This window comes from uncultured Streptomyces sp. (assembly GCF_947488945.1).
Taxonomy (GTDB): Bacteria; Actinomycetota; Actinomycetes; order Streptomycetales; family Streptomycetaceae; genus Streptomyces.
Genome location: NZ_CANLBS010000020.1, coordinates 136,974 through 157,620, shown reverse-complemented (window position 1 = coordinate 157,620; position 20,647 = coordinate 136,974). Strand labels below are relative to the sequence as shown.

Genomic DNA, 20,647 nt, shown 5'->3' with positions numbered 1-20,647 from the left:
GCGCCTGCGCCCCCCGGTCGTCGTACGCCGGTTCAGACCGCTGCGGGGACCGCGGACTCCTCCTGCGGTGCGGACGGGCCGGCGGGGCGTCCCGCCCCGCGCCCCGTCGCAGCGCGGTCCTGCCCCACCGGGGCCGCGTCGCCCTCGGTCACGGAAGCCGCGCCGGCCGCCCTCTCCCCGGTGATGCCGCGCTCCGTCTCCGGAGCCGCGCCGTGCCCGTCGTCCGGGACGTCGTGGACGGCCGGTCCGGGGACCGTCCGCTTGCGCATCCCGGACCATTCCCGGCTCATGCCGGGCACGACGATCGCGACGACGTACATCCCGCCGACGATCCACAGAGCCGTCGACGTACTGGTCAGGGTCACCAGACCGGCCCCCAGCAGACCGCCGAACGGAATTCCCGCCCACGTCACCGCCTGTGCCATCGTCTTGACCCGGCCCAGCAGTTGGGTGGGGATCAGCTCGTAGGTCACCGCGCCCACGATCGGGTTGACGAAGCCCGACCCGAGGCCGCCCACCGCGAGCACCGTCAGCACCAGCCACAGCGGCGCGTCCAGCGCCATCGCGGCGAAGCGGGGCAGACCGCCCAGGGAGAAGCCGATCAGGTAGACCGTGCGCCGGGGCAGCCGCTCGGCGACCCCTGCGGCCACCAGCGCCGCGATGATCGACGTCGCGGCGAACACGCTCATCACCAGGCCGATGGCCTCCGCGCCGTTGCCGGACTCCTTGGCCCACACGGGCAGCAGCACCGCCATGAACGCCTGGTCGAGGAGGTTGGTCACCGCCAGCATGCCCACGATGGACCTCAGCAGTTTCGCGTCCTTGAGGAACGCGGCGCCCTGGCGCAACTGTGAGAAGTAGCCCCCGCTCTCCTCGACCTGCGCTTCGTGCGGCTCCGGCACCGGATCGCTCAGGGTGGTGGAGACGACGAGCGCCGAGACCGCGAACAGCGCGGCCGTGACCCACAGGGCGTAGAGGCTGCCGAACGCGGTGACGACCACACCCGCGAGGGCCGGACCGATGGTGGTGGCGGTCCGCTCCACGGCGGCCGACAGGCCCGTGCCCCGTTCCAGGGGGACCCGGGCGGCGCGGGTGGCCGCCGGCACGAAGAGCCCCTTGGCGCCGTTGGCCGGTCCGTCCGCCGCCCCGACGACCGCGAGCAGCCCCAGCAGCAGGCCGAAGGGCAGGTTCCCCGAGAGGTGGAGCAGCGGTGCGGTGACCATCGCGGCGGTGGACAGGAGGTCGCCCACCACACTGATCCTCTTCGGGCCGATGCGGTCGATGAGAGGACCCGCCAGCGCCTGCGCGATCACGTACGGCACGATCTGGCAGAAGGCCACCAACCCGGTCTTGCCCACGCTGCCGGTGGTCGTCAGGACGAACCAGGGCAGGGCGACGGACAACACCCGGTTGGCCGACAGGGCCGCCGCGTTGGCCGAGAGCATGCCGAACAGGCCACGCAGGACCCGGGGTCCGGGATCGGGCGCCGTCCGTGCCGTTCCGTCGTCCGCCGCGGTCCCCGCGGCCGTGTGCTGTGAGGTCATCGTTCTACTCCGTGTCGGTGGGCTGGGTGTCGTGCCGGTCCTCGCTGGTCGGGAACAACTGGAACTGGAAGGCGACGTGTGCCGTGTCCGGCGCGGCCCGCGCACCGGCGGCCGTACGCCGGCGGAGCAGGGCGTGGATCTCCGCCGTCAACTCCTTGGCGTCGGCCGGGGTGAGAGTGAGCGCGTAGTCACCGAAGTCCTGCGCGTCGCGCCACTCCGGCGTGAGCGAGGGGGTGGCCTCGATCGCCGCCGTCAGGGCGTCGGACCAGACCCGTCCGAGTGCCTGCAGGTAGGCGACGCCCAGCCCCCCGCTCTCGCCCAGCACCTCGTCGTCGGGCACCACGGTGTTGGCGTGCGACGCCTGCCACCACCGCTCGCGCCGCCCGCCGCGCGACGGCGCTTCGGTGACGAACCCGTACTCCGCGAGCTGGCGCAGGTGGTAGCTGGTCGCCCCGGTGTTCTTGTCCAGCCGACGGCCCAGCATGGTCGCCGTGGCCGGACCCTCCGTCCGCAGGACGGTGAGGATCCGTACCCGCAACGGGTGTGCGATGCCACGGAGGTTACGTGCCGTCAGATGCACCTGGGAGGGCTGCTCCGGTAGTTCCATGGCTTCGACGGTAGACCACACAGAAGTCTGTGCATAGGAGTCTGTGCACAGAAACTTTTGCGGTTGGCCGACCGCGCGTGCCCGGCAACCTCGATGCGTCGTACGGGAGTTGTGCGCGCGAGGAGCGCCGGTCACCCCGGCCCCCGGTGCGCACGGGGGAGCGGGCGCGCCGCGCCGGACTGGATACGTGCCGCCGCCGCACCATAGGTTGGCCGGGAAGCCGGGGGCGGCCCGGCCGGACGAAGGGGCGACCATGACCATGCCCAAGGGTGCCAATGTGCCGGTGCGGGCCCGCGCGGTGCGGGTCGAGTGCGGGTGGCGGACGGGGCCCGGTACCCCGGACGTGGACGTCTCCGCCCTGCTGCTGGTGGGCGGACGGGTGCGCGACGACGCGGACTTCGTCTTCTACAACCAGCCCGCGCACACCTCCGGGGCCGTCCGCCACGAGGCGAAGCGGCCCGCCGGCGGCAGCGTGACGGAGTCGCTGCTGGTCGACTTCGGGCACATGGAGCCCGCCGTCGACCGGGTGGTCCTCGCGGCCTCCGCCGACGGGGGGACGTTCGGGCGGGTGGCGGGGCTGTACATCCGGATCTGCGACGCGGCCGACGGCGGCGAGATCGCCCGCTTCGACAGTGCGGACGCGACCACCGAGACCGCCTTCGTCCTCGGCGAGCTGTACGTCCGCCAGGGCGCCTGGAAGTTCCGCGCCGTCGGACAGGGGTACGACACCGGACTGGCGGGCCTCGCACGGGACTTCGGCATCACCGTGGACGAGCCGCCCCGAACCGCCCAGCCGCCCCGGGCCCCGCAACAACCTCAGGCCCCGCAGGCGCCCCAGTCCCCGCAGGCGCCCCGGCCCCCGGTCCCCTCGCCCCATGCCCCCTCGCCCCATGCCCCTTCGCCGTACGCCACCCAGCCGTCCGGGAACCCGCAGGGGACGCCGCCCGCGCCGCCCTCGGTCCACCCGACGCCGCCCGTCGTGCCGCCGTCCGCGCCACCCGTCCGGCTCACCAAGGTCACGCTGACCAAGGACTCCCCGGCCGTCTCCCTGCGCAAGCAGGGCGGCACCTCCGGGGCCCTGCGGGTGAACCTCAACTGGGAGATGCGCAAGCAGTTCCGGGGCTGGGGCGCCAAGCTCGGGCGGGCCGTCGCGGTCCACGCCGACCTCGACCTCGACCTCTGCGCACTCTTCGAACTCGCCGACGGCCGCAAGGGCGTGGTGCAGGCCCTCGGCAACGCCTTCGGCGCGCTGAACCGGCCGCCCTACATCCTCCTCGACGGCGACGACCGCACGGGGTCCTCCGCCGCCGGGGAGAACCTCACGGTCAACCTCGACCACAGGGGCGAACTGCGCCGGGTCCTCATCTTCGTCACCGTCTACGAGGGCGCCCGCAGCTTCGCCGACCTGCACGCCACGGTGACCCTGACCCCGCAGAACGGCGCGCCGATCGACTTCTCGCTGGACGAGTGCACGGTGCCCTCCACCGTCTGCGCGCTCGCACTGATCAGCAACGAGGGCGGCGAGCTCACCGTCCGCCGGGAGGCCCGCTACCTCGTCCCCGCGCACGGCGTCAGCCCGCAGCGCACCATCGACGCGACGTACGCCTGGGGCCTGGACTGGACGCCCGGCCGCAAGTGACAGCGGGCCGCCGCAGGAGGCCCGAGCAGGTACGCCCGGCGGCCCGCGGCGCTCAGCGGTCGGCGGCCGGCGGCGCCACGGGGGAGGGCGCGGCGTAGGTCCGCCCCTTCCAGGCCGCACCGCGCCCCCGGTAGTGCCGCACCGCCGAGTCCACCGTCATCAGCAGGTACAGCGCCGCGGTGAACGGCAGCGTCGGGGCCCACCACGGCGACTGCCGGTAGTACGCCAGCATCGGGAGGTAGGTCGCCGTCATCAGCGCCCACGCGGCGCCGCCCGCCCAGACCGCCGCCGCGTCGCCCCCGGCCGCCCCCGCCACCAGCGCCACCGGCGGCGCGAGGTAGACCAGCGCCAGCCCCGGCACGGTCCCGGCCAGCAGCCACGGACTGTGCCGCAGCTGCGCGTACGCGCTCCGCGCCACCATCCGCCACAGCTCCCCGAGGTCCGGATACGGCCGGACGCTGTCCACCCGGTCCGCGAGGCCCAGCCAGATCCGCCCACCGGTCCGCCGCACCTCGCGGGCGAGCGCCACGTCGTCGATGACCGCCTGCCGGATCGACTCCGGGATCCGCGCCCGCCCGGCCGCCCCGGCACGCAGCAGCACGCAGCCGCCGGCCGCCGCCGCGGTCCGGCCGCCCGCCCGGTTGACCCGGCGGAAGGGGTAGAGCTGGCCGAAGAAGTACACGAACGCCGGCACGATCAGCCGCTCCCAGGTGCTCTCCACCCGCAGCCGCGCCATCTGCGACACCAGCGCGAAGCCGTCCGGCCCCTCGGGTCCGGCCGCCGCCACCAGCTCCCGCAGGCTGTCCGGACGGTGCGCGATGTCGGCGTCCGTCAGCAGCAGGAACTCCGGACCGTGGCGCCGGGCCCACGCCATGCCGTGCCGCACCGCCCACAGCTTGCCCGTCCAGCCGGGCTCCGGTTCACCGGGCCGCACCACCGTCAGCGGCAGCCCGCCGTGGCGCTCCGCCAGCGACCGGGCCAGTTCGCCGGTGCCGTCGCCCGAGCAGTCGTCCACCAGGACGATCCGCGCCTCGCCCGGATAGTCCTGCGCCAGCAGCGACGGCAGGCTCAGCGGCAGCGTCGCCGCCTCGTCGCGGGCCGGCACCACGACCACCACCGACGGCCAGTGAACGGGGTCGGTGCGGCGGGGGAGCCGCTGGTCGGTCCGCCAGTAGAAGCCCTGGCACAACGACAGCCACAGCCAGGCGGACAGGGACAGGACGGCGATCTGGCCGAGGGCGCTCACCCGCCGAAGTCTGCCCGACGCCGACCGTCCCGCGAGGCCGGTGGACTATGGTGACCGGGTGAAGATCGCGCTCCTGGATTCCGGAATCGGCCTGCTCGCGGCTGCGGCCGCGGTGCGCAGGCTCCGCCCCGACGCCGATCTGGTGCTCTCCTGCGACCCGGACGGCATGCCCTGGGGCCCGCGGGACCCCGAGGACGTGACCGCGCACGCGCTCGCCACCGGTCGCGCCGCCGCCGCCCAGCGCCCCGACGTGCTGATCGTCGCCTGCAACACCGCGTCCGTGCACGCGCTGCCCGCACTGCGCGCGGTGCTGGAGCCGGAGCTGCCGGTCATCGGCACGGTCCCCGCGATCAAGCCGGCCGCGGCCGGCGGGGGCCCGGTCGCCATCTGGGCGACCCCGGCCACCACCGGCAGTCCGTACCAGCGCCGGCTGATCGGTGAGTTCGCGGCCGGCGCCGAGGTCACCGAGGTGCCCTGCCCGGGTCTCGCCGACGCCGTCGAGCGCGCCGACGACGAGGCGATCGACCGCGCCGTCGCCGCCGCCGCGGTCCTCACACCGCCCGGCGTCCGGGCCGTCGTCCTCGGCTGCACCCACTACGAACTGGTCGCCGACCGCATCCGTGCCGCGGTGCGCCGCCCCGACGGCACGGAGCCCGAGCTGTTCGGGTCCGCCGACGCCGTCGCGGCCCAGGCGCTCCGCCGTGCCGGAGCCGCGCCCGCTCCGTCGGCCGAACCGACCGGAACGCTCCTGGTCATCCATTCCGGCCGGCCCGGCCCCCTCCCGGACGCCGCAATGGCCTACGCCGAAGGGCATCTGCTGAAGGCCGTCGGCGCCGCGCACTGACGGCCCGGCCCCGGCGCGGGGCGCCGCCCGCGCCCTCGCCGCCGCGCGGAACATGGGTACGCTGCTGAGCATGACGGACCACCCCGCCCGTGCTCAGCACGGTTCGACCCAGGTGCCGTCCACCGAGTGGACCGGCCACGCACGCAACCGTGTCCAGTGGCTCCTCGCGGCCGTGGGCGCGGGCTGCATCGCCCTCGGCGTCCAGCTCGCCGTCGACTCCTCCTGGGCCTCCGGCATCGCACCGCTGCTGATGTCGGTGATCGGCTGCGTCGCCGCGGGACTGCTGATCCTGTTCGGCACGCTCGCCTTCGTGCACGTCGCCGTGCGGGTCGACGGCGATGCGCTGGAGGTCCGGTGCGGGCACATAGGGCTGCCCCGCCGCCGCATCCTGCTCACCCACGTGGTCGGCGCCGAGTTCGCCCCGCGCGTCACCCCCCGCCAGTGGGGCGGCTGGGGTTACCGCTGGCGTCCCGAACAGGGCACCGCGGTGGTGGTCCGCCGCGGCGAGGCCCTGGTGCTGAGGCTCGGCGACGGGATGACGTTCACCGTCACCGTGGACGAGGCGGAGGCGGCCGTACGGTTCATCCGCGACCGGCTGCGGCTGCCGGCCGGCGGCACCCCCGCCGGAGCCTGACCGGCGGCGCCCCGGAGCCCGACCGGCGGCCGCCCGACGCGGGGGACCGACCCGCGCGCCCCACGCGGTGGCCGCGCGCCGCCGACGCCGTGACCGCCCGGCTCCCGCCCCGGCGCCCGCACAGCCGCCCACCGTAGACTCCGGCAGGTGAGCGCCACCATCACCCCCGTCGACGCCCCTTCGCCCGCCCCCGCCGGCCGCTCCGGCCGGCGGTGGCTGCCGTGGGTCCGCCCGTTCCTGGCCGTGCTCTCCGGGGCACTGCTGTACCTGAGCTTCCCGCCCCGCCCCCTGTGGTGGCTGGTGCTGCCCGGCTTCGCGCTGCTCGGCTGGGTCCTGCACGGCCGCCGGCTGCGGGCCGGGTTCGGGCTCGGTCTGCTGGCCGGGCTCGGCTTCATGCTCCCCCTGCTGCACTGGACCGGCGAGGACGTCGGCCCGGTGCCGTGGCTGGCGCTCGCCGTCGCCGAGGCGTTGTTCGTCGCCGTCGGCTGCGTGGGCATCGCCGCGGTCTCCCGGCTCCCCGCGTGGCCGCTGTGGGCGGCGGCGGTCTGGACGCTCGACGAGGCGGTCCGCGCCCGCTTCCCGTTCGGCGGCTTCCCGTGGGGCAAGATCGCCTTCGGCCAGGCCGACTCACCATTCCTCCCGATCGTCGCCCTCGGCGGCACCCCGCTGCTCGGCTTCGCCGTGGTGCTCTGCGGATTCGGGCTGTACGAGGGGGTGCGCCGGGCCGCGGCGTACCGTGCCACCCGCGAGGTGCCGCGGGCGGCGACCGCCGTCGCGCTCGCCACCGTGCTGGTCCCGGTGGCCGCCGCGCTCGGCTCGCTGCCGCTGGTGTCCGACGAGGCGGAGGACGGCACCGCCACCGTCGCGGCGATCCAGGGCAACGTGCCCCGCCTCGGCCTCGACTTCAATTCGCAGCGCCGCGCGGTGCTCGACAACCACGCCGCCCGGACCGAGCAGCTCGCCGCGGACGTGAAGGCGGGCAAGGAGCCGCAGCCCGACTTCGTCCTGTGGCCCGAGAACTCCTCCGACCTCGACCCCTACCTCAACCCGGACGCCCGCGCGGTCATCGACGAGGCCGTGCGGGCCATCGGGGCGCCCACCGTGGTCGGTGCCGTGGTCGAGCCGGAGAGCGAGACCGGCAAGCTCCGCAACACGCTGATCGAGTGGGACCCCGAGAAGGGGCCGCTCGACACCTACGACAAGCGGCACATCCAGCCGTTCGGCGAGTACATGCCGATGCGGTCCGTCGCCCGGATCTTCAGCAAGGACGTCGACCGGGTCCAGCGCGACTTCGGCGGCGGCACGAAGGTCGGCGTCTTCGACCTCGCGGGCACCCGGGTCGGGCTCGTCACCTGCTACGAGGCCGCCTTCGACGACGCCGTCCGCGACACCGTGACGCACGGCGGCCGCATGATCGCGGTGCCCAGCAACAACGCGACGTTCGGCCGCAGCGAGATGACCTACCAGCAGCTCGCCATGTCCCAGGTGCGGGCGGTCGAGCACGGCCGCGCCGTCGTCGTCCCGGTCACCAGCGGGGTCAGCGCCGTCATCCGGCCCGACGGCTCGATCGTCGAGCGGACCGGCATGTTCGAGCCGGGCGCGCTGGTGGACGAGGTGCCCCTGCGCTCCTCGCTGACCCCCGCCACCCGGATGGGCACCCTGCCGGAAGGCGTCGTCGCGCTGGTCGCGGTGGTCGGACTCGGCTGGATCACCGTGCGCGCCGTGCGTTCCCGGAAGGTACGCCGCACCGTCACCGGGACCCGGGAGACCTCGCAGTAGGGTCGGCGCATGGCTACTCCCGACTTCATCCGCGAGATCCGCGCCACCGCCGGACACCAGCTGCTCCTGCTTCCGGGGGTGACCGCGATCGTCTTCGACGACGACGGCCGCGTCCTGCTCGGACGGCGGGCGGACACCGGTGAGTGGTCGGTCGTGGGCGGCATCCCGGAGCCCGGCGAGGAGCCGGCGGCCACCGCCGAGCGGGAGGTGTTCGAGGAGACCGCGGTGCGGTGCGTGGCCGAGCGGGTGGTGCTGACCCAGGCCCTGAAGCCGGTGCGGTACGCCAACGGGGACGTGTGTCAGTACCTCGACATCACCTTCCGCTGCCGGGCCACCGGCGGCGAGGCGCGGGTCAACGACGACGAGTCGCTGGAGGTTGGCTGGTTCGGGCTGGACGCCCTGCCGCCGCTCGCCGACTTCGGCCTGTTCCGGATCAAGCAGGCGCTCGCCGACGGGCCGACCTGGTTCGCGCCGTCCGGCGGGGAGGACCTGCCGGCGGAGGGACTTCCCGGCGCCGACCTTGTGCCCGGCGCCGTGGACGCGCCCGGCACCGCCTGAACCCGGGGAGCGGTCCGGCCGCCGCTCGCGTCCTCCGAATGGCGGCGTGACCCCGGCGGTCCGGCACCCGTTGTGCTGGCGGTAGGCCCGGCTCGCAGCCGGTTCCCACGCGCTGGATCCGTGTGGGCGGACAGCCCCGGTTCCCTCGGAGCCGGGGCTGTCGTCGTGCGGGGCGTTTCAGAGCCGCACGCAGATCCTCCGGTCCTTCAGCCAGTTGCCGAACCAGCTCCCGGGAACGGTGACGCACCACTCGCGCGGTCCGGGGGCCGGCAGCGTGCCCGGCCCGGTCGGGCTCGGAGAAGGCGACGGGGGCACGGAGGGCGTCGGGGACGGGGTGGGGGACGGCTCGGGCTGCTTCCCGAGGTGGGCGCGGTAGACCTTCGACGCCTCCGGGTTGTCGGCGCACTGCCACACCCCGTGCGGGCAGTAGTCCGTCAGCGTCTGGTAGAGCGGCGGGTGCGCGTCCATCCACTCCAGCATCCGCCGCATGTACGTCGCGTTGTCGCCGTTGCGGAAGAGCCCCCACTCCGGATAGGAGATCGGCTTGCCGTGCGCGGCGGCGAACTCCACGTGGGCCTTCAGGCCGTACGGCTCGTTCACCTGCTCGTCGAACGACTGGGCCGGGGGCTGGTCGTACGAGTCCATGCCGATGATGTCGACCACGTCGTCGCCGGGATAGCAGTCGGTCCACGGGACGGCGTCCAGGCCCCGGCTCGGCGCGAAGTCGAAGCGGAACCTCTGCCCGGGCACCGCGCGCATGGCGTGCACGATCCGCTTCCAGTAGGCCTTCCACGCGGCGGGATCGGGGCCGCAGCGGTGGGTGTAGGTGGTGCCGTTCATCTCCCAGCCGAGCACGATCACGGTGTCCGGGACGCCGAGCCGCACGAGCCGCTGGGCCAGCCGGCGGAAGTGGCGGTCGTACAGCCCGACGGAGCCCGATCGCAGCATCCGGCGGACCTGGGCGTCGGGAACGTGCTCCTCGTTGCGTTCCAGCATGGGCACGTTCAGGACGAACACCCGGTCGTCGTCCGCCTTGCGCCACGCGGCCCAGGAGGGCAGGAAGCCGGGTGTCCCCTCGATGTTGACCCACAGGTCGCCGGGGAGGTAGGTGTGACCGGCCCTGAGTTCGGTGCCGCCCAGCCACTGCGACATCCGCTCCATGCGCGCGATCCCGTCGGGGCCGTAGTCCAGATAGGCGCCGACGGCCGGGGCGCCGGCCCCGCCGTCGGCGGACGGGGCGGCGCCGTCGGTGGTGGTGTGCTGCTCGCTCGTCAGCCCGGCCACCCCGCCCACGACGAGAACCGCCGTGGCCGCGGTCGCGGTGCAGAGGTGAAGAAGTCGGCGTCTCCTGGACATGGGTCTCCCGTGATGTGCTGAACCTCCGGCCGGTTCGACGGTGTGGGGAGAGTCCCACCGGCGCCCGCTCCCTATCCCCGCCGCGCGACAAACCATCCCCGCGCGCGTCGGGCGCGTCCGTTCGGGTCACCGCGGGCAGGACGCGGACGCCACCGAGACCGGCAGGGAGCGCACCCGGTTGTCGAAGTTGGAGTGCACCAGTTCCGGCCGGCCCGTGGCACGCAGACCGCCCGGTCCGGTGACGATCTCGCGGAACAGGGCGGTCATCTCCAGCCGCGCCAGATGCGCGCCCAGGCAGTGGTGCGGACCGCCGCCGCCGTAGCCGAGGTGCGGATTGGGCGAGCGGGTGACGTCGAAGCGGTCGGGGTCGGCGAAGACCCTTTCGTCCCGGTTGGCGGAGGCGTAGAAGAGCACCACCTTGTCGCCCGGCAGGAAGACCCGGCCGCCCAGTTCGTGTTCGGCGCTCACCGTGCGGCGGAACTGGATGATGGGCGTCGAGTGGCGGACCATCTCGTCCACCGCACCGCCGACGTACCGCTCGAAGTCGGACTCCAGCAGGGCGAGCTGGTCCGGGCAGGCCGCCAGCAGCGCCAGCCCGTGCGCCATCGCGTTGCGGGTGGTCTCCACCCCCGCCACCAGCAGCAGCGAGAAGAACGAGCCGAGCTGACGGGCGGTCAGCGCCTGCCCGTCCACGTCCGCCCGTACCAGGGCCGAGATCAGGTCCTCGGTGGGGCGCCGACGCCGCTCGTGGGCCAGCCGGGCCATCACCATCTGCATCCGGGCCAGCGAACGCAGCCCCCGGCCCGGCAGCCGCAGGCGCGCCAGCCCCTGACGGCGCACGCCGACGTAACGGGACGCGTGGTCGATCTGCTCCTCGATCTCCGGCCGGTACCGCTGCGGAACGCCCATCAGGTCGCAGATCACCTCGAACGGCAGCCGGGCCGCGGCGGAGCGCATGAAGTCGTCCGCCCGGCGGTCCACCGCCTGCGCCACCAGTCGGTGCGCCACCCGGTCGATGTTCTCCTCGGCCGCCGCCAGCAGGCGAGGGGTGAAGGCGCGCGAGACGATCCTGCGGTGCCCCGTGTGCTCGGCGCCGTCCATGTTGACCATGGAGTTGCCGAAGACGGCCTTCGCCCACCGGGCGGGCTCCGGCGTGGTGACGCCCGGCGCGCTGGCGAAGACGTCCGCCCGCCGGCTGGCGGCCTTCACGTCGGCGTGCGTGACCAGTGCGTGGAAGGGGCGGCCCGCGTCCCGTCCGGAGCGGGGGGTGAACCGCACGGGTGCGTCCAGTTGCCGCAGTGCCGCGAACGCCCGCAGCCGTTCCGCGCGCGGCAGCCGCCAGAACGCCGGGTCGGCCAGATCGGCCTCCTCCGGCGCGCGTTGACGGTGCTCGTGCGTCTGTCCCGGCACACCCATGTCCACAACCTCCAGCAGCGGGGGTGGCCATGCTGTCCCGCCGGGACACGCCCGGCGGCCGACGCGGCCGCGAACGGCCGGTATTTACCACGGTCGAGCGATTGACGGACGGCGCGGCGAGCCGTTCGGGCGAGAGAGGACCGCGCGCCGTCTCATGGGGGAGGCGGGCACCGGAAGACGGCCCGCGCGAGAGAGGCACGAAAGAGGAAGGCCGCACACGGATGACTGGGACCGGACGGATGGACGGCACGGGGACGAAGGGGCCCGGTGTCACACGCCGCGCCGCGCTGCGCGGGGTGTTCGCGGTGGGCGCCGTCGGCGGCACGGCGGCGGCCTGGCTGCCGATCGTCGGCGACGACACGCCGGACGACCCGAAGCCGGTCGCCCAGGGGCCCGCGGCCGAGCGGTTCTCCGAGACGTACCGGGGGCGCCGGATCCGCGGCAGCGCCGGACCGTCGCCGCGCACCGGGCCGCGCGACGGGATGACGACCGCCGCCACCGGCATGCCCGAGGTCACCGTCGACGACGTGCCGTTGCACGTGATGCGGCGGGCGGACGGCACCTATCTGAGCGAGATCACGCACTACGAGTCGTTCCCCACGCTGCGTGAGGCAGCCCGCGCGGCGGTCGACGAACTCGGCTCGGTCCGGCTGTCGGCCACGCACCACACCATCTGACCGGAGGACGGATCAAGGGTGTACACCCGTAAGAATCAGCGCGACCTCACCCGCTCGGAACGCAGGCGCTTCGTCGACGCGGTACTGGAGCTCAAGAGCTCCGGCCGCTACGACGAGTTCGTCCAGCTCCACCGGGAGTTCTACGTCACCGACGGCGAGGACCGGCCGCGTGCCGCCCACATGACGCCGTCGTTCTTCCCGTGGCACCGGCGCTACCTGCTGGAGTTCGAGAAGGCCCTGCGCGAGGTGGACGGGTCGGTCACCGTGCCGTACTGGGACTGGACCCGCGACCGCGCGCCCGACGGGCCGCTGTGGGCTGACGACTTCATGGGCGGCAACGGCCGCTCCGGCGACCGGCAGGTGACGTCGGGACCGTTCGCCCACGAGAGCGGCCGGTGGACCCTCGGCTCCACGAGCGGTGTCCCCTTCCTCACCCGGAACCTCGGCCGGCCCGCCGACCCCGTCGGCCTGCCGACGCAGAAGGAGCTGGACGGGGCGCTCAAGGACGGGGTGTACGACGCCGATCCGTGGAACAGCCTGGCCACCAAGGGCTTCCGGAACCGGATCGAGGGCTGGGGCATCCGCTCGGCCGGCCGGCCCGTCGCGCTCCACAACCAGGTGCACCGCTGGGTCGGCGGGGCGATGGCGGGGGCCGCGTCCCCGGACGACCCGGTCTTCTGGCTCCACCACGCCTTCCTGGACCTGGTCTGGGGCCGCTGGCAGAAGGCCCATCCGCGCTCCGGCTACCAGCCCGCCGCCGCGCTGCCCCGCGACCACCCCGAGGCCGGCCGGGTCTTCGCGCTGCGCGAGCGGATGCCGCCGTGGGACGTCGCCCCCTCCGCCCTGCTCGCCCACGACGGCGTCTACCGGTACGCCTGACCCCCGCCCGGACACGCGCGACGGCCGGTCCCCCTCCGGGAAGGAGGCGGACCGGCCGACGCGGGAAGGGAGTGCGATCAGCCGCCGTGGCCGTAGTCGCCGGACTCCTCGTAGGAGCCCTGTTCGTGGGTCTCCTCCTGGTGGGTCGAGACGTTGGCGCAGGTGTTGCCGAAGGCCGGGTTCAGCACGCCGATGACGTTCACGCTGTTGCCGCAGAGGTTGACCGGGATGTTGATGGGCAGCTGGATGGCGTTGCCCGAGACGACGCCCGGCGAGCCGGCGGCGAGGGCGCCGGCTCCGGCGTCGGCGGTGGCCAGGCCGGCTCCGCCGGCGATCAGGGCACCGGTTCCCGCCATGACGGCGGCCACCTTCGAGATGCGCGACATTCGGTACTCCTTGAGAAGGGTGAGGGTCTGCGAGAGGTGTGAGGGTCTGCGGGGTTCGCGGCCCCGTTCGCAGTGACAACGCGTGAGGCGACAAACAGTCACGGATCCGCGCAAAAGTTATGTGTCCCGCTCGGCCGTCCGGGCCCGTGCCCCAACGGGCCTTGCATCAACGGACCGTGCCCGCCAGGGTGGTCAGCCGGTCGTGCCAGTCGCGGGCCCCGGGGAACCGGGTCTTCACGGTCTCGGCGGCCCGGTCACGGGCCGTCACCTGCGACTCCCGCAGCCGGAGAAGCGGTTCGAGGGCGGGCCGGGCGAGCAGCAGCCGCTGGCTGACCACCGGGACCGGCTGCCAGTGGTTCTTGTACTGCTCCGCGCCGCGCAGGAGGCTCAGGGTACGTCGTCCCTCGTCGGCCGCCTGCCGCGACACCTCGCGCAGCAGCATCGTCGCCACGTCCACCTTCCGCTCCCGCAGGCCGGGGTGGGCGCCGTAGAGGTAACCGCCGGTCAGATGACCGGCGTGCAGCGAGAGGTTGGCCGCGACCACTTCGCCGTCGAGCACGAACTCGGTCACCGTCGCCCCGCCGTCCCGCACCAAGCTGCCCGCCGCGGCGGACAGATGGGCCGCGAACCGGGGGCGCAGGTGCTCCGGGTTGACGCCCCGGTCCCCCCATTGCAGGGCGTGCAGCCGCAGCAGCGTGGTGAGGGCGGCCGGAACGTCCTGTGCCGCCACCGTGCGGCACACGACGCCGAGCGCGTCGATCCTGCGCAGCTTCGCGCGCACCCGCTGCGCCCGGGAGCCGGACAGGCGTCCGGCGAGTTCGGCCAGCGGCTCGGCGGGCAGCTCCATGCAGGTGGAGTCGTGGAGCCGGGCGCGGGCCCCCTCCCAGCGCCGGAACAGCCGCTGGGCGGAGGCGTCCGGTCGCACCTCGCGCAGGTCGATCACCGCGTGCCGGGCCGCCCGGTCCAGGCCCCGCTCCAGGGCGAGCAGCGCCCCCTCCTGGTCGCGCCCGTCCACCAGGACGTCGAAGAAGTCCGAGATGGCGCCGCCCATCGGCATCAGCAGCGGCATCGGCCGGTGCACCAGCAGCAGGGGGGCGGCGCCGATCAGCCTCCCGCCCCGGCGGGCCAGTACGATCCGCAACCGCGCGTCCTGCCCGTACCGCAGCCACCAGGAGTGCAGCCAGGCGTGGCTCTGGAACGGGGTGGCGGTCGGGCAGGCACGGTGCAGGCCGTCCCACTCGGCGGCCAGCGAGGCGAACTCCCCGCCGTCGCGGCACAGGGTGACGGTCAGTCCGTCACGCAGCGGCTGCGTCATCGTACGAGCTCCCGTCCCTCGGTGGCGAAGGCGGCACCGCCCTGCGACGGGCCGGGCACCGGGGCCGCGTGCCGGCGGGCCGGGCGGCCGGGCCGGACCAGCAGCACCAGCCCGCCGAGCAGCCCGCCCGCGCTCGCGCCCACCGCGGTGCCCAACGGCACCGAGGGCGACACCGGGGCGGACGGGGCGACGGCGTGGCCGAACGGGATCAGCTTCACCCCGGTGTCCTCGGCGACGTGGCCACCGCTCACGATCAGGGCCTCCACGACGGCGTCCGCGATCTGCGCGGCCCGCCGCGGGTCGGACGACACGCCGGTGACGGCGATCATCGGCGAGTCGGGCGAGGTCTCCGCGCGCACATGGCCGCGCAGGGTCTCCACCGGCTCCCGGGCCGCGCCCTGCGCGTACCCCAGGGTGGCGTCGCCGGTGGCCAGCCGGCCGTACGACTGGGCGTAGCCGAGCGCGGCCGAGGGGTCGGTGCCCTTCTCGGCGACGGCCATGGCGTACCCGGTCGACTCGAAGGTGTCGGTGGCCGCCAGGCCGTACGACAGACCGCACACCGCGCCCAGCAGGACGCACGCGGGGAGCGGCCACCAGGCCGGCGGGCGGTGGGAGGGGCGCAGCCTGCGGGTCAGGCGGCCGAAGAGGGCCGTGCGCTGCGCGGGGGAGTCGGTCATCAGTGTGCTCTCTCGGTCGGTCGGGCGCCGGCCAGGACGTGGGTGTACACGTCCATCAGGTCCCGGCTGCTGCGTCGGATGTCATAGCGGTCGACGGCGGGCGGCGGCGGACGGCGGGGACCGCCCTCCGACGCCCGCAGGGCGGCGGTCAGCGAGGCGGCGTCGTCACCGACGCGCACGGCGTGCGGGGCGAACGCGGCGGGCAGGTCCTCGATCGCCGGGCAGGCGCGGTACAGCACCGGCAGCCCCGCCGCCAGCGCCTCCAGCACGGCCAGCCCGAACGACTCCTCGCGCGACGGTGAGACGAACACGTCCACGGCGCCGAGCAGGTCCGGCACGTCCGGCCCCGGCCCGCCGTCGGCGAGTTCGCCGAGCAGTGTGATCCGGTCCCCGGCGCCGAGCCGGGCCGCGAGCGCCGTCAGCGCGGCGCGCTCCGGTCCGTCGCCCGCCAGCACCAGCCGGACGCCGGGCAGCGCGGCGACGGCGCGCACCAGCAGGTCGAACCGCTTGCCCGGGACCAGCCGCCCCACCCCGCCGGCCACGAAGGCGCCGTCGGGCAGGCCCAGCCGCGTCCGGGTCGCCCGGCGGCGCTCCGCCCTGAACCGGAACCGGTGCGCGTCGATGCCGTTCGGCACCAGATGGACCCGGCCGGCCGGCACACCCCAGTCCCGGAGCCGGCCCGCCACGGTGGGCGACACCGCGACCGTCGCCGATCCGAGCCGCTCGCTCGCCAGGTACAGCGCCCGGGTGCCCGCGGTCAGCGGCCGGCCCTCGATCTCCGCCCGCCCGAGCGAGTGCTCGGTGGCCACCCGGGCCCGGACCCCGGCCAGCCGCGCGGCGAGCCGCCCGTAGACGCAGGCCCGGTACAGGTGCGTGTGGACGAGGTCGTACGAGCCCCGCCGGATCAGCCGCGCCAGCCGGGAGACCGCCGTCAGATCCCGGTTGCCCCGCATTCCGAGATGCGCGACCCGCACCCCGTCCGCGCGCAGTCCCGCGGCCACCGGGCCCGGATTGGTCAGCGTCACCACGTCGCACTCGACCGGCAGGTGGCGCAGCAGCAGCCGCAACTGCTGCTCCGCGCCGCCGACGCCGAGGCCGGTGATGACGTGCAGGGCCCTCATCGCGCGTCCCCCCGCCGGATGCCGGTGGGCGGCGGGCCCGACGGGGTGCGGCCCGCCCGGTGCCGCATCCGGTGACGCAGCTCCTTGGCCCGCAGCCGCAGTCCGAGGTCGGCGTGGCTGACGTGGGTCCGGGGCAGCGCGTGCTCTCCCGCCAGCGGGCCGGGGCGCAGCGCGCAGCCGTAGGCGTACCCGGCGTCCCGCACCGCGTCCACGACCCGCGGGTCCGCGACGCCGTACGGGTAGCAGAAGCCGGCCGGCGCGGTCCCGGTGATCTCGCGCAGCAGATCGCGGCTGTGCCGGGTCTCGGCGCGCAGCTCCGCGTCACCGAGCGCGGTCAGGTCCTGGTGGTACAGCCCGTGCGAGCCGACCTCCATCCCGGCGTCGGCGAGCGACCGGATCTGGCGTTCCGTCAGCAGGGTTTTGCGGGGGCCGAGCGGGTCCCAGTCGTTCTGCCCGGCGAGCCGCCCCGGCAGCACGAACACGGTCGCGGTGCAGCCGTAGCGGCGCAGCACCGGCAGTCCCTGGTCGAGGAAGTCGCCGTAACCGTCGTCGAACGTCAGCCCCACCAGGCCGCGCCGCCCCTGTGCGTGGGCCCGCAGCAGGGCGGCCACGCCCACGCCCACGAGGCGCCGGCTGCGCAGCCAGGCGAGCTGCTGTCCGAGGCGTTCCGCGGAGACGGTGATGCCGTACGGGTCGTCCGTCGGGTCGCCGACCGAGTGGTAGGTGAGGATCCAGGGCTGGGCGGCGCCGCCTGGGCGGGCCGCGCGTCGGTGCGGATCGGCGACGCGCGCCGACGGGTCAGTGACCATGGAGGAACCTCTGTCGGGTGAGGGCCAGCAGGTGAACGACTTCCGGGGTTCTGAGAGCACGACCGGTGAGGACGAAGACGGCGGGGACCAGCAGGCAGCCCGCCGCGAGACTCGGGAGGGCGCCGCCGGTCAGCGGGGCGGCGGACCACCCCGCCGCCCCGGCCGCCGCGGCGGGGACGGTGAGCCGGACGAGGGACAGGGAGACGGCGCGGACCTCGATGGCCACCACCCGGGAACCGAGCCCGGACAGCAGCAGCACCGCGGTGGTGCTGATCCCCGCCGCGTTCGCCGCGGCGATGCCGAGCACCCCCCAGTGGTACGTCACCGCGAAGCCGGCACCCGTCGTGACGACGAGGCCGGTGACCATGGCGAAGGCGGGGTACCAACTGGGGCGCCCCGCCGAGAAGAACGGGCGGCCGAGCGCCCCGACCAGGGTGTGGCCGAGCAGCCCGAGCGCGTAGACGCGCATCACGCCGGCCGTCGTCCGGGTGTCCTGCGCGTCGAACGCGCCCCGCTGGAAGAGGACTTCGATGATCTGCGGGGCGTAGGCGACGACGGTCGCGGTACCGAGCAGCACCACCAGGGCGGCGAGCGCGAGATCCCGCTCGACGCGCAGCCGGGCGCCCCGGCGGTCCCCGTCCGCCATGGCCTGCGCGACCACCGGGAAGGTGACGGTGCAGATCATCATCGACAGCACCATCGGCATCTGCGCGACCTTCTGCGCGTAGTTCAGGTGCGAGATGGCCCCGGCCGGCAGCGTGGAGGCGAGGAACCGCTCGACCAGCACCTGGCACTGGCGGCTCACGACGAACACCAGCACCGGTGCCAGCACCGCCAAGCCGAGCGGCGGCAGGCCGTTCCGGTCGCGGCGGCGCGTCCCGGCGCGCCCCGGCCGTCCGCGTGCGCCCTTGTGCCGCCGCAGCCGGGCGGCGAAGAACGGGAACTGCACCAGGACCATCAGCACGCTGCCGGCCGCCACCCCGGCCGCCGCCGCCCGGACCCCCCACAGGGCGTGGAACGCGAAGGTCATGCCGACGATGCCGACGTTGTACGCGACGTAGACCGCCGCCGGTGGCGCGAAGCTGCCGTGCGCGCGCAGCGCGGCGCTGAAGTACCCGGTGATCCCGAAGGTGAGGACGGTCACCGCCGTCAGCCGGGTGCAGTCCACGGCGAGCCGGGGATCGTCCAGCCCCGGTGCGAGGACGCCCACCGCCCACGGGGCGCCCGCCAGCAGCAGTCCGGCCGCGCAGGTCAGGAGCAGGCAGAGCCGGGGCAGTGTCGCCGCCACGAACTCCCGCACGGGGTCCGCGGGTTCCTCGCCCGGCCGTGCCCGGCGGGCCGCCTCCCGGCGGGCCGCCTCCCGGCGCGCCAGCACCTGGCTGAACGCCGGCACCAGCAGCAGCGCCATCCCGTCCTCGATGAGCAGCGTCGCCGCCATCTCCGGCACCGCCCAGGCGACCAGGAACGCGTCGCTGTCGCCGCCCGCCCCGAAGAAGTGGGCGACGGTCTGGTCCCGCACCAGCCCCAGCAGCGCGCCGACGACCGTCAGCGCCGCCGTGGCCGCCGCCGCCCGCGCCAGGAAGCGGCCGAGCACCGGAGCCTCCCCCGGAGCCCGCGGGCCGGGCCCCCGCCCGCCCGGCGCCGGAACCAGCGGGAGGGTCGAGCCGTGCGCGGTCCGCGGCACGCCGGCGGCGGTCTCCGGCGTGCGCGGGGGACCGGCCGCCGTCTCCGGGTCCTCCCGCTCACCCGCGGCGGGTCCGGCGCCCGTGCTGGTGTCGCTCACGCGGCCGCCGGCCTCTCCGCGCCGCTCAGCGCCCACCGCGCGGCGAGCCCGCACACCACCGCCGTCAGCACGGTCGACGGCCCCCCGATGTCCGCGTAGAGGAAGTCCACGGTCTGCCAGGTCATCAGCCCGACGGCGGCCAGTCCGCAGTCCACCGCGGGGCCGCCGCGCGACCGGGCGCGCACCAGCGCGCACACCGCGCCGGCCAGCACCGCGAGCCAACTGCCCACCAGCGCCACGAAACCGATCAGCCCCTGCTCGGCGAGGACCAGCAGATACATGTTGTGCGGCGACAGCAGCTCCTGGCGGCGGAACTGCTGACCCGCGCCCGCGGTGTCGCTGCCGGACGAGAGCCCGATCGACGCGTGTCCGTCCCGGTGCGCCGGGAACCCCTTGAGGCCCACCCCCGTCACCGGGTGCTCGCGCCACACGCGTCCGGCGGCGGCCCACAGCGTGTAGCGGTCGTTGACGGACCGGTCGGGGGCACTGGCCACGTGCGTGACACTGCTCAGCCGCTCGGACACCAGCGCGGAACCGACGCCGAACCCGCCGACCAGGACCACCCCCAGCGCCACCAGCGTGCCCAGCGTCCGGGCCGCCCGCCGCGCCCCGGTCAGCAGGACCACCACGAGGACGGCGGCCGACGTCGCGATCCACGAACCGCGGCTGAAGGACAGCGCGAGCGCGAGGAACAGCACGCCGGTCGCGGCGAGCGCGCAGGGACGCAGCCACACGGGCGCGCCGGGCGCGGTGCGCAGCGCGTACGGCAGGACCGCCAGCAGACCGTACGCCACCACCGTCGCCATCCCCATGACGTCGCCGGGCCCGAACGTGCCGACCGCGCGGATCTCCTCGCCACGGTAGGACGCGCCGGTCCCGGTGAGGTACTGGTGGACGCCGATGGCCCCCTGGACGAGGGCGAGCAGCACGAACGCCCCGATGGCCACGCGGAACCCGCTCGCCTCCCGCACCAGCAGGCAGACCGCCAGCGGCACCAGGACGAAGATCTGGAGATAGCGCACGAACCCCGGCAGCGCCGCCGCCGGATCGGCGGCGGTGACGGTCGCCACCGCCAGCCCCACGACCGGCAGGCAGACCACCGCCGCCGCTCCGGCGGGCAGCGGCCGGGCCTTCAGCGCCAGCGCCCGCCCGACGGCGCACAGCACCAGCACCCCGGACGCCAGGTCGGCCGGCGGGACGCCCCCCGACCCCTCACGCACCGGCAGGGCCAGCAGCAGCACCGCCGCCACCAGGGGGACCAGGCACCACCGGTCGACGGTCCGTCGCGCCCGGCGGGCGGTCCCGTCCGCCGCGGGACGGCGGGCCGGCGGCGCGGCCGGGGCGTCGGTCCCGGCGGGCGCGGAGGTGGTCGTCATC

The 20,647-nt window shown here is 75.0% G+C and carries 19 protein-coding genes; 7 read left to right on the top strand and 12 right to left on the bottom strand.

Annotated elements, in window-relative coordinates:
• Positions 1-32: 32 nt before the first annotated feature.
• Positions 33-1,544, bottom strand: a complete 1,512-nt coding sequence (locus tag Q0994_RS27055) for an MFS transporter (protein WP_299539367.1) — start codon at positions 1,542-1,544, stop codon at positions 33-35.
• Between the two features lie 4 nt (positions 1,545-1,548).
• Positions 1,549-2,151 (bottom strand): winged helix-turn-helix domain-containing protein, encoded by a 603-nt coding sequence (locus Q0994_RS27050; RefSeq protein ID WP_299539365.1) that lies wholly within the window; start codon positions 2,149-2,151, stop codon positions 1,549-1,551.
• A 259-nt stretch (positions 2,152-2,410) separates the two neighbouring features.
• Here Q0994_RS27050 and Q0994_RS27045 point away from each other — a divergent pair, with 259 nt between their 5' ends.
• Positions 2,411-3,790 carry a TerD family protein gene (locus Q0994_RS27045; protein WP_299539394.1) on the top strand — a complete coding sequence of 460 codons (1,380 nt, stop codon included), beginning with the start codon at positions 2,411-2,413 and terminating at the stop codon, positions 3,788-3,790.
• 52 nt (positions 3,791-3,842) lie between these two features.
• On the opposite strand, the gene Q0994_RS27040 is transcribed toward Q0994_RS27045, so the two are convergent.
• Entirely contained in the window at positions 3,843-5,036 is a 1,194-nt protein-coding gene (locus Q0994_RS27040) for a glycosyltransferase (RefSeq protein WP_299539363.1), read from the bottom strand.
• 58 nt (positions 5,037-5,094) lie between these two features.
• Here Q0994_RS27040 and Q0994_RS27035 point away from each other — a divergent pair, with 58 nt between their 5' ends.
• From Q0994_RS27035 to Q0994_RS27020, 4 genes are all read left to right on the top strand, one after another.
• Complete coding sequence (locus Q0994_RS27035) at positions 5,095-5,880, top strand: glutamate racemase (protein WP_299539361.1); 786 nt, start codon at positions 5,095-5,097, stop codon at positions 5,878-5,880.
• A gap of 70 nt (positions 5,881-5,950) precedes the next feature.
• The gene (locus Q0994_RS27030; RefSeq protein WP_299539359.1) at positions 5,951-6,514 is read left to right on the top strand and encodes a hypothetical protein; all 564 of its coding nucleotides are present in this window, start codon (positions 5,951-5,953) and stop codon (positions 6,512-6,514) included.
• Between the two features lie 147 nt (positions 6,515-6,661).
• A complete protein-coding gene (lnt, locus tag Q0994_RS27025) occupies positions 6,662-8,293 on the top strand; it encodes an apolipoprotein N-acyltransferase (RefSeq protein WP_299539357.1) in 1,632 nt (543 codons plus the stop codon).
• 9 nt (positions 8,294-8,302) lie between these two features.
• Complete coding sequence (locus tag Q0994_RS27020; protein ID WP_299539354.1) at positions 8,303-8,851, top strand: NUDIX domain-containing protein; 549 nt, start codon at positions 8,303-8,305, stop codon at positions 8,849-8,851.
• Positions 8,852-9,028: 177 nt separating this feature from the next.
• Here Q0994_RS27020 and Q0994_RS27015 read toward each other — a convergent pair whose 3' ends face one another.
• Positions 9,029-10,207, bottom strand: a complete 1,179-nt coding sequence (locus Q0994_RS27015; protein ID WP_299539352.1) for a glycoside hydrolase family 26 protein — start codon at positions 10,205-10,207, stop codon at positions 9,029-9,031.
• A 126-nt stretch (positions 10,208-10,333) separates the two neighbouring features.
• Positions 10,334-11,623: a cytochrome P450 gene (locus Q0994_RS27010; protein ID WP_299539350.1), complete on the bottom strand. Its 1,290-nt coding sequence runs from the start codon at positions 11,621-11,623 to the stop codon at positions 10,334-10,336.
• Positions 11,624-11,844: 221 nt separating this feature from the next.
• On the opposite strand from Q0994_RS27010, the gene Q0994_RS27005 reads away from it, so the two are divergent.
• Both Q0994_RS27005 and Q0994_RS27000 read left to right on the top strand, forming a co-directional pair.
• Complete coding sequence (locus Q0994_RS27005) at positions 11,845-12,300, top strand: tyrosinase family oxidase copper chaperone (protein WP_299539349.1); 456 nt, start codon at positions 11,845-11,847, stop codon at positions 12,298-12,300.
• An 18-nt stretch (positions 12,301-12,318) separates the two neighbouring features.
• A complete protein-coding gene (locus Q0994_RS27000; RefSeq protein WP_299539347.1) occupies positions 12,319-13,179 on the top strand; it encodes a tyrosinase family protein in 861 nt (286 codons plus the stop codon).
• 77 nt (positions 13,180-13,256) lie between these two features.
• Here Q0994_RS27000 and Q0994_RS26995 read toward each other — a convergent pair whose 3' ends face one another.
• The 7 genes from Q0994_RS26995 to Q0994_RS26965 form a co-directional block, all read right to left on the bottom strand.
• Positions 13,257-13,565, bottom strand: a complete 309-nt coding sequence (locus tag Q0994_RS26995) for a chaplin (RefSeq protein ID WP_299539344.1) — start codon at positions 13,563-13,565, stop codon at positions 13,257-13,259.
• A 166-nt stretch (positions 13,566-13,731) separates the two neighbouring features.
• Positions 13,732-14,880, bottom strand: a complete 1,149-nt coding sequence (locus Q0994_RS26990; protein ID WP_299539341.1) for a GNAT family N-acetyltransferase — start codon at positions 14,878-14,880, stop codon at positions 13,732-13,734.
• On the bottom strand, positions 14,877-15,557 hold the full coding sequence (locus tag Q0994_RS26985) for a lipopolysaccharide biosynthesis protein (RefSeq protein ID WP_299539339.1): 681 nt from the start codon (positions 15,555-15,557) through the stop codon (positions 14,877-14,879). Before Q0994_RS26985 ends, Q0994_RS26990 begins: the two co-directional genes overlap by 4 nt.
• Complete coding sequence (locus Q0994_RS26980; RefSeq protein ID WP_299539336.1) at positions 15,557-16,678, bottom strand: glycosyltransferase; 1,122 nt, start codon at positions 16,676-16,678, stop codon at positions 15,557-15,559. Before Q0994_RS26980 ends, Q0994_RS26985 begins: the two co-directional genes overlap by 1 nt.
• Positions 16,675-17,487: a polysaccharide deacetylase family protein gene (locus Q0994_RS26975; RefSeq protein ID WP_299539334.1), complete on the bottom strand. Its 813-nt coding sequence runs from the start codon at positions 17,485-17,487 to the stop codon at positions 16,675-16,677. Before Q0994_RS26975 ends, Q0994_RS26980 begins: the two co-directional genes overlap by 4 nt.
• Entirely contained in the window at positions 17,477-19,270 is a 1,794-nt protein-coding gene (locus tag Q0994_RS26970) for a murein biosynthesis integral membrane protein MurJ (RefSeq protein WP_299539332.1), read from the bottom strand. Before Q0994_RS26970 ends, Q0994_RS26975 begins: the two co-directional genes overlap by 11 nt.
• Positions 19,267-20,646, bottom strand: a complete 1,380-nt coding sequence (locus Q0994_RS26965) for an O-antigen ligase (RefSeq protein ID WP_299539330.1) — start codon at positions 20,644-20,646, stop codon at positions 19,267-19,269. The genes Q0994_RS26970 and Q0994_RS26965 overlap by 4 nt, the downstream gene beginning before the upstream one ends.
• Between the last annotated feature and the right edge of the window lies 1 nt (position 20,647).

Bases quoted from the DNA above. Each gene is read 5' to 3' on its own strand.
- Q0994_RS27055 (WP_299539367.1), bottom strand. From the start codon at position 1,544: ATGACCTCACAGCACACGGCCGCGGGGACCGCGGCGGACGACGGAACG.
- Q0994_RS27050 (WP_299539365.1), bottom strand. From the start codon at position 2,151: ATGGAACTACCGGAGCAGCCCTCCCAGGTGCATCTGACGGCACGTAAC.
- Q0994_RS27045 (WP_299539394.1), top strand. From the start codon at position 2,411: ATGCCCAAGGGTGCCAATGTGCCGGTGCGGGCCCGCGCGGTGCGGGTC.
- Q0994_RS27030 (WP_299539359.1), top strand. From the start codon at position 5,951: ATGACGGACCACCCCGCCCGTGCTCAGCACGGTTCGACCCAGGTGCCG.
- Q0994_RS27020 (WP_299539354.1), top strand. From the start codon at position 8,303: ATGGCTACTCCCGACTTCATCCGCGAGATCCGCGCCACCGCCGGACAC.
- Q0994_RS27015 (WP_299539352.1), bottom strand. From the start codon at position 10,207: ATGTCCAGGAGACGCCGACTTCTTCACCTCTGCACCGCGACCGCGGCC.
- Q0994_RS27010 (WP_299539350.1), bottom strand. From the start codon at position 11,623: ATGGGTGTGCCGGGACAGACGCACGAGCACCGTCAACGCGCGCCGGAG.
- Q0994_RS27005 (WP_299539349.1), top strand. From the start codon at position 11,845: ATGACTGGGACCGGACGGATGGACGGCACGGGGACGAAGGGGCCCGGT.
- Q0994_RS26995 (WP_299539344.1), bottom strand. From the start codon at position 13,565: ATGTCGCGCATCTCGAAGGTGGCCGCCGTCATGGCGGGAACCGGTGCC.
- Q0994_RS26990 (WP_299539341.1), bottom strand. From the start codon at position 14,880: ATGACGCAGCCGCTGCGTGACGGACTGACCGTCACCCTGTGCCGCGAC.
- Q0994_RS26985 (WP_299539339.1), bottom strand. From the start codon at position 15,557: ATGACCGACTCCCCCGCGCAGCGCACGGCCCTCTTCGGCCGCCTGACC.
- Q0994_RS26980 (WP_299539336.1), bottom strand. From the start codon at position 16,678: ATGAGGGCCCTGCACGTCATCACCGGCCTCGGCGTCGGCGGCGCGGAG.
- Q0994_RS26975 (WP_299539334.1), bottom strand. From the start codon at position 17,487: ATGGTCACTGACCCGTCGGCGCGCGTCGCCGATCCGCACCGACGCGCG.
- Q0994_RS26965 (WP_299539330.1), bottom strand. From the start codon at position 20,646: ATGACGACCACCTCCGCGCCCGCCGGGACCGACGCCCCGGCCGCGCCG.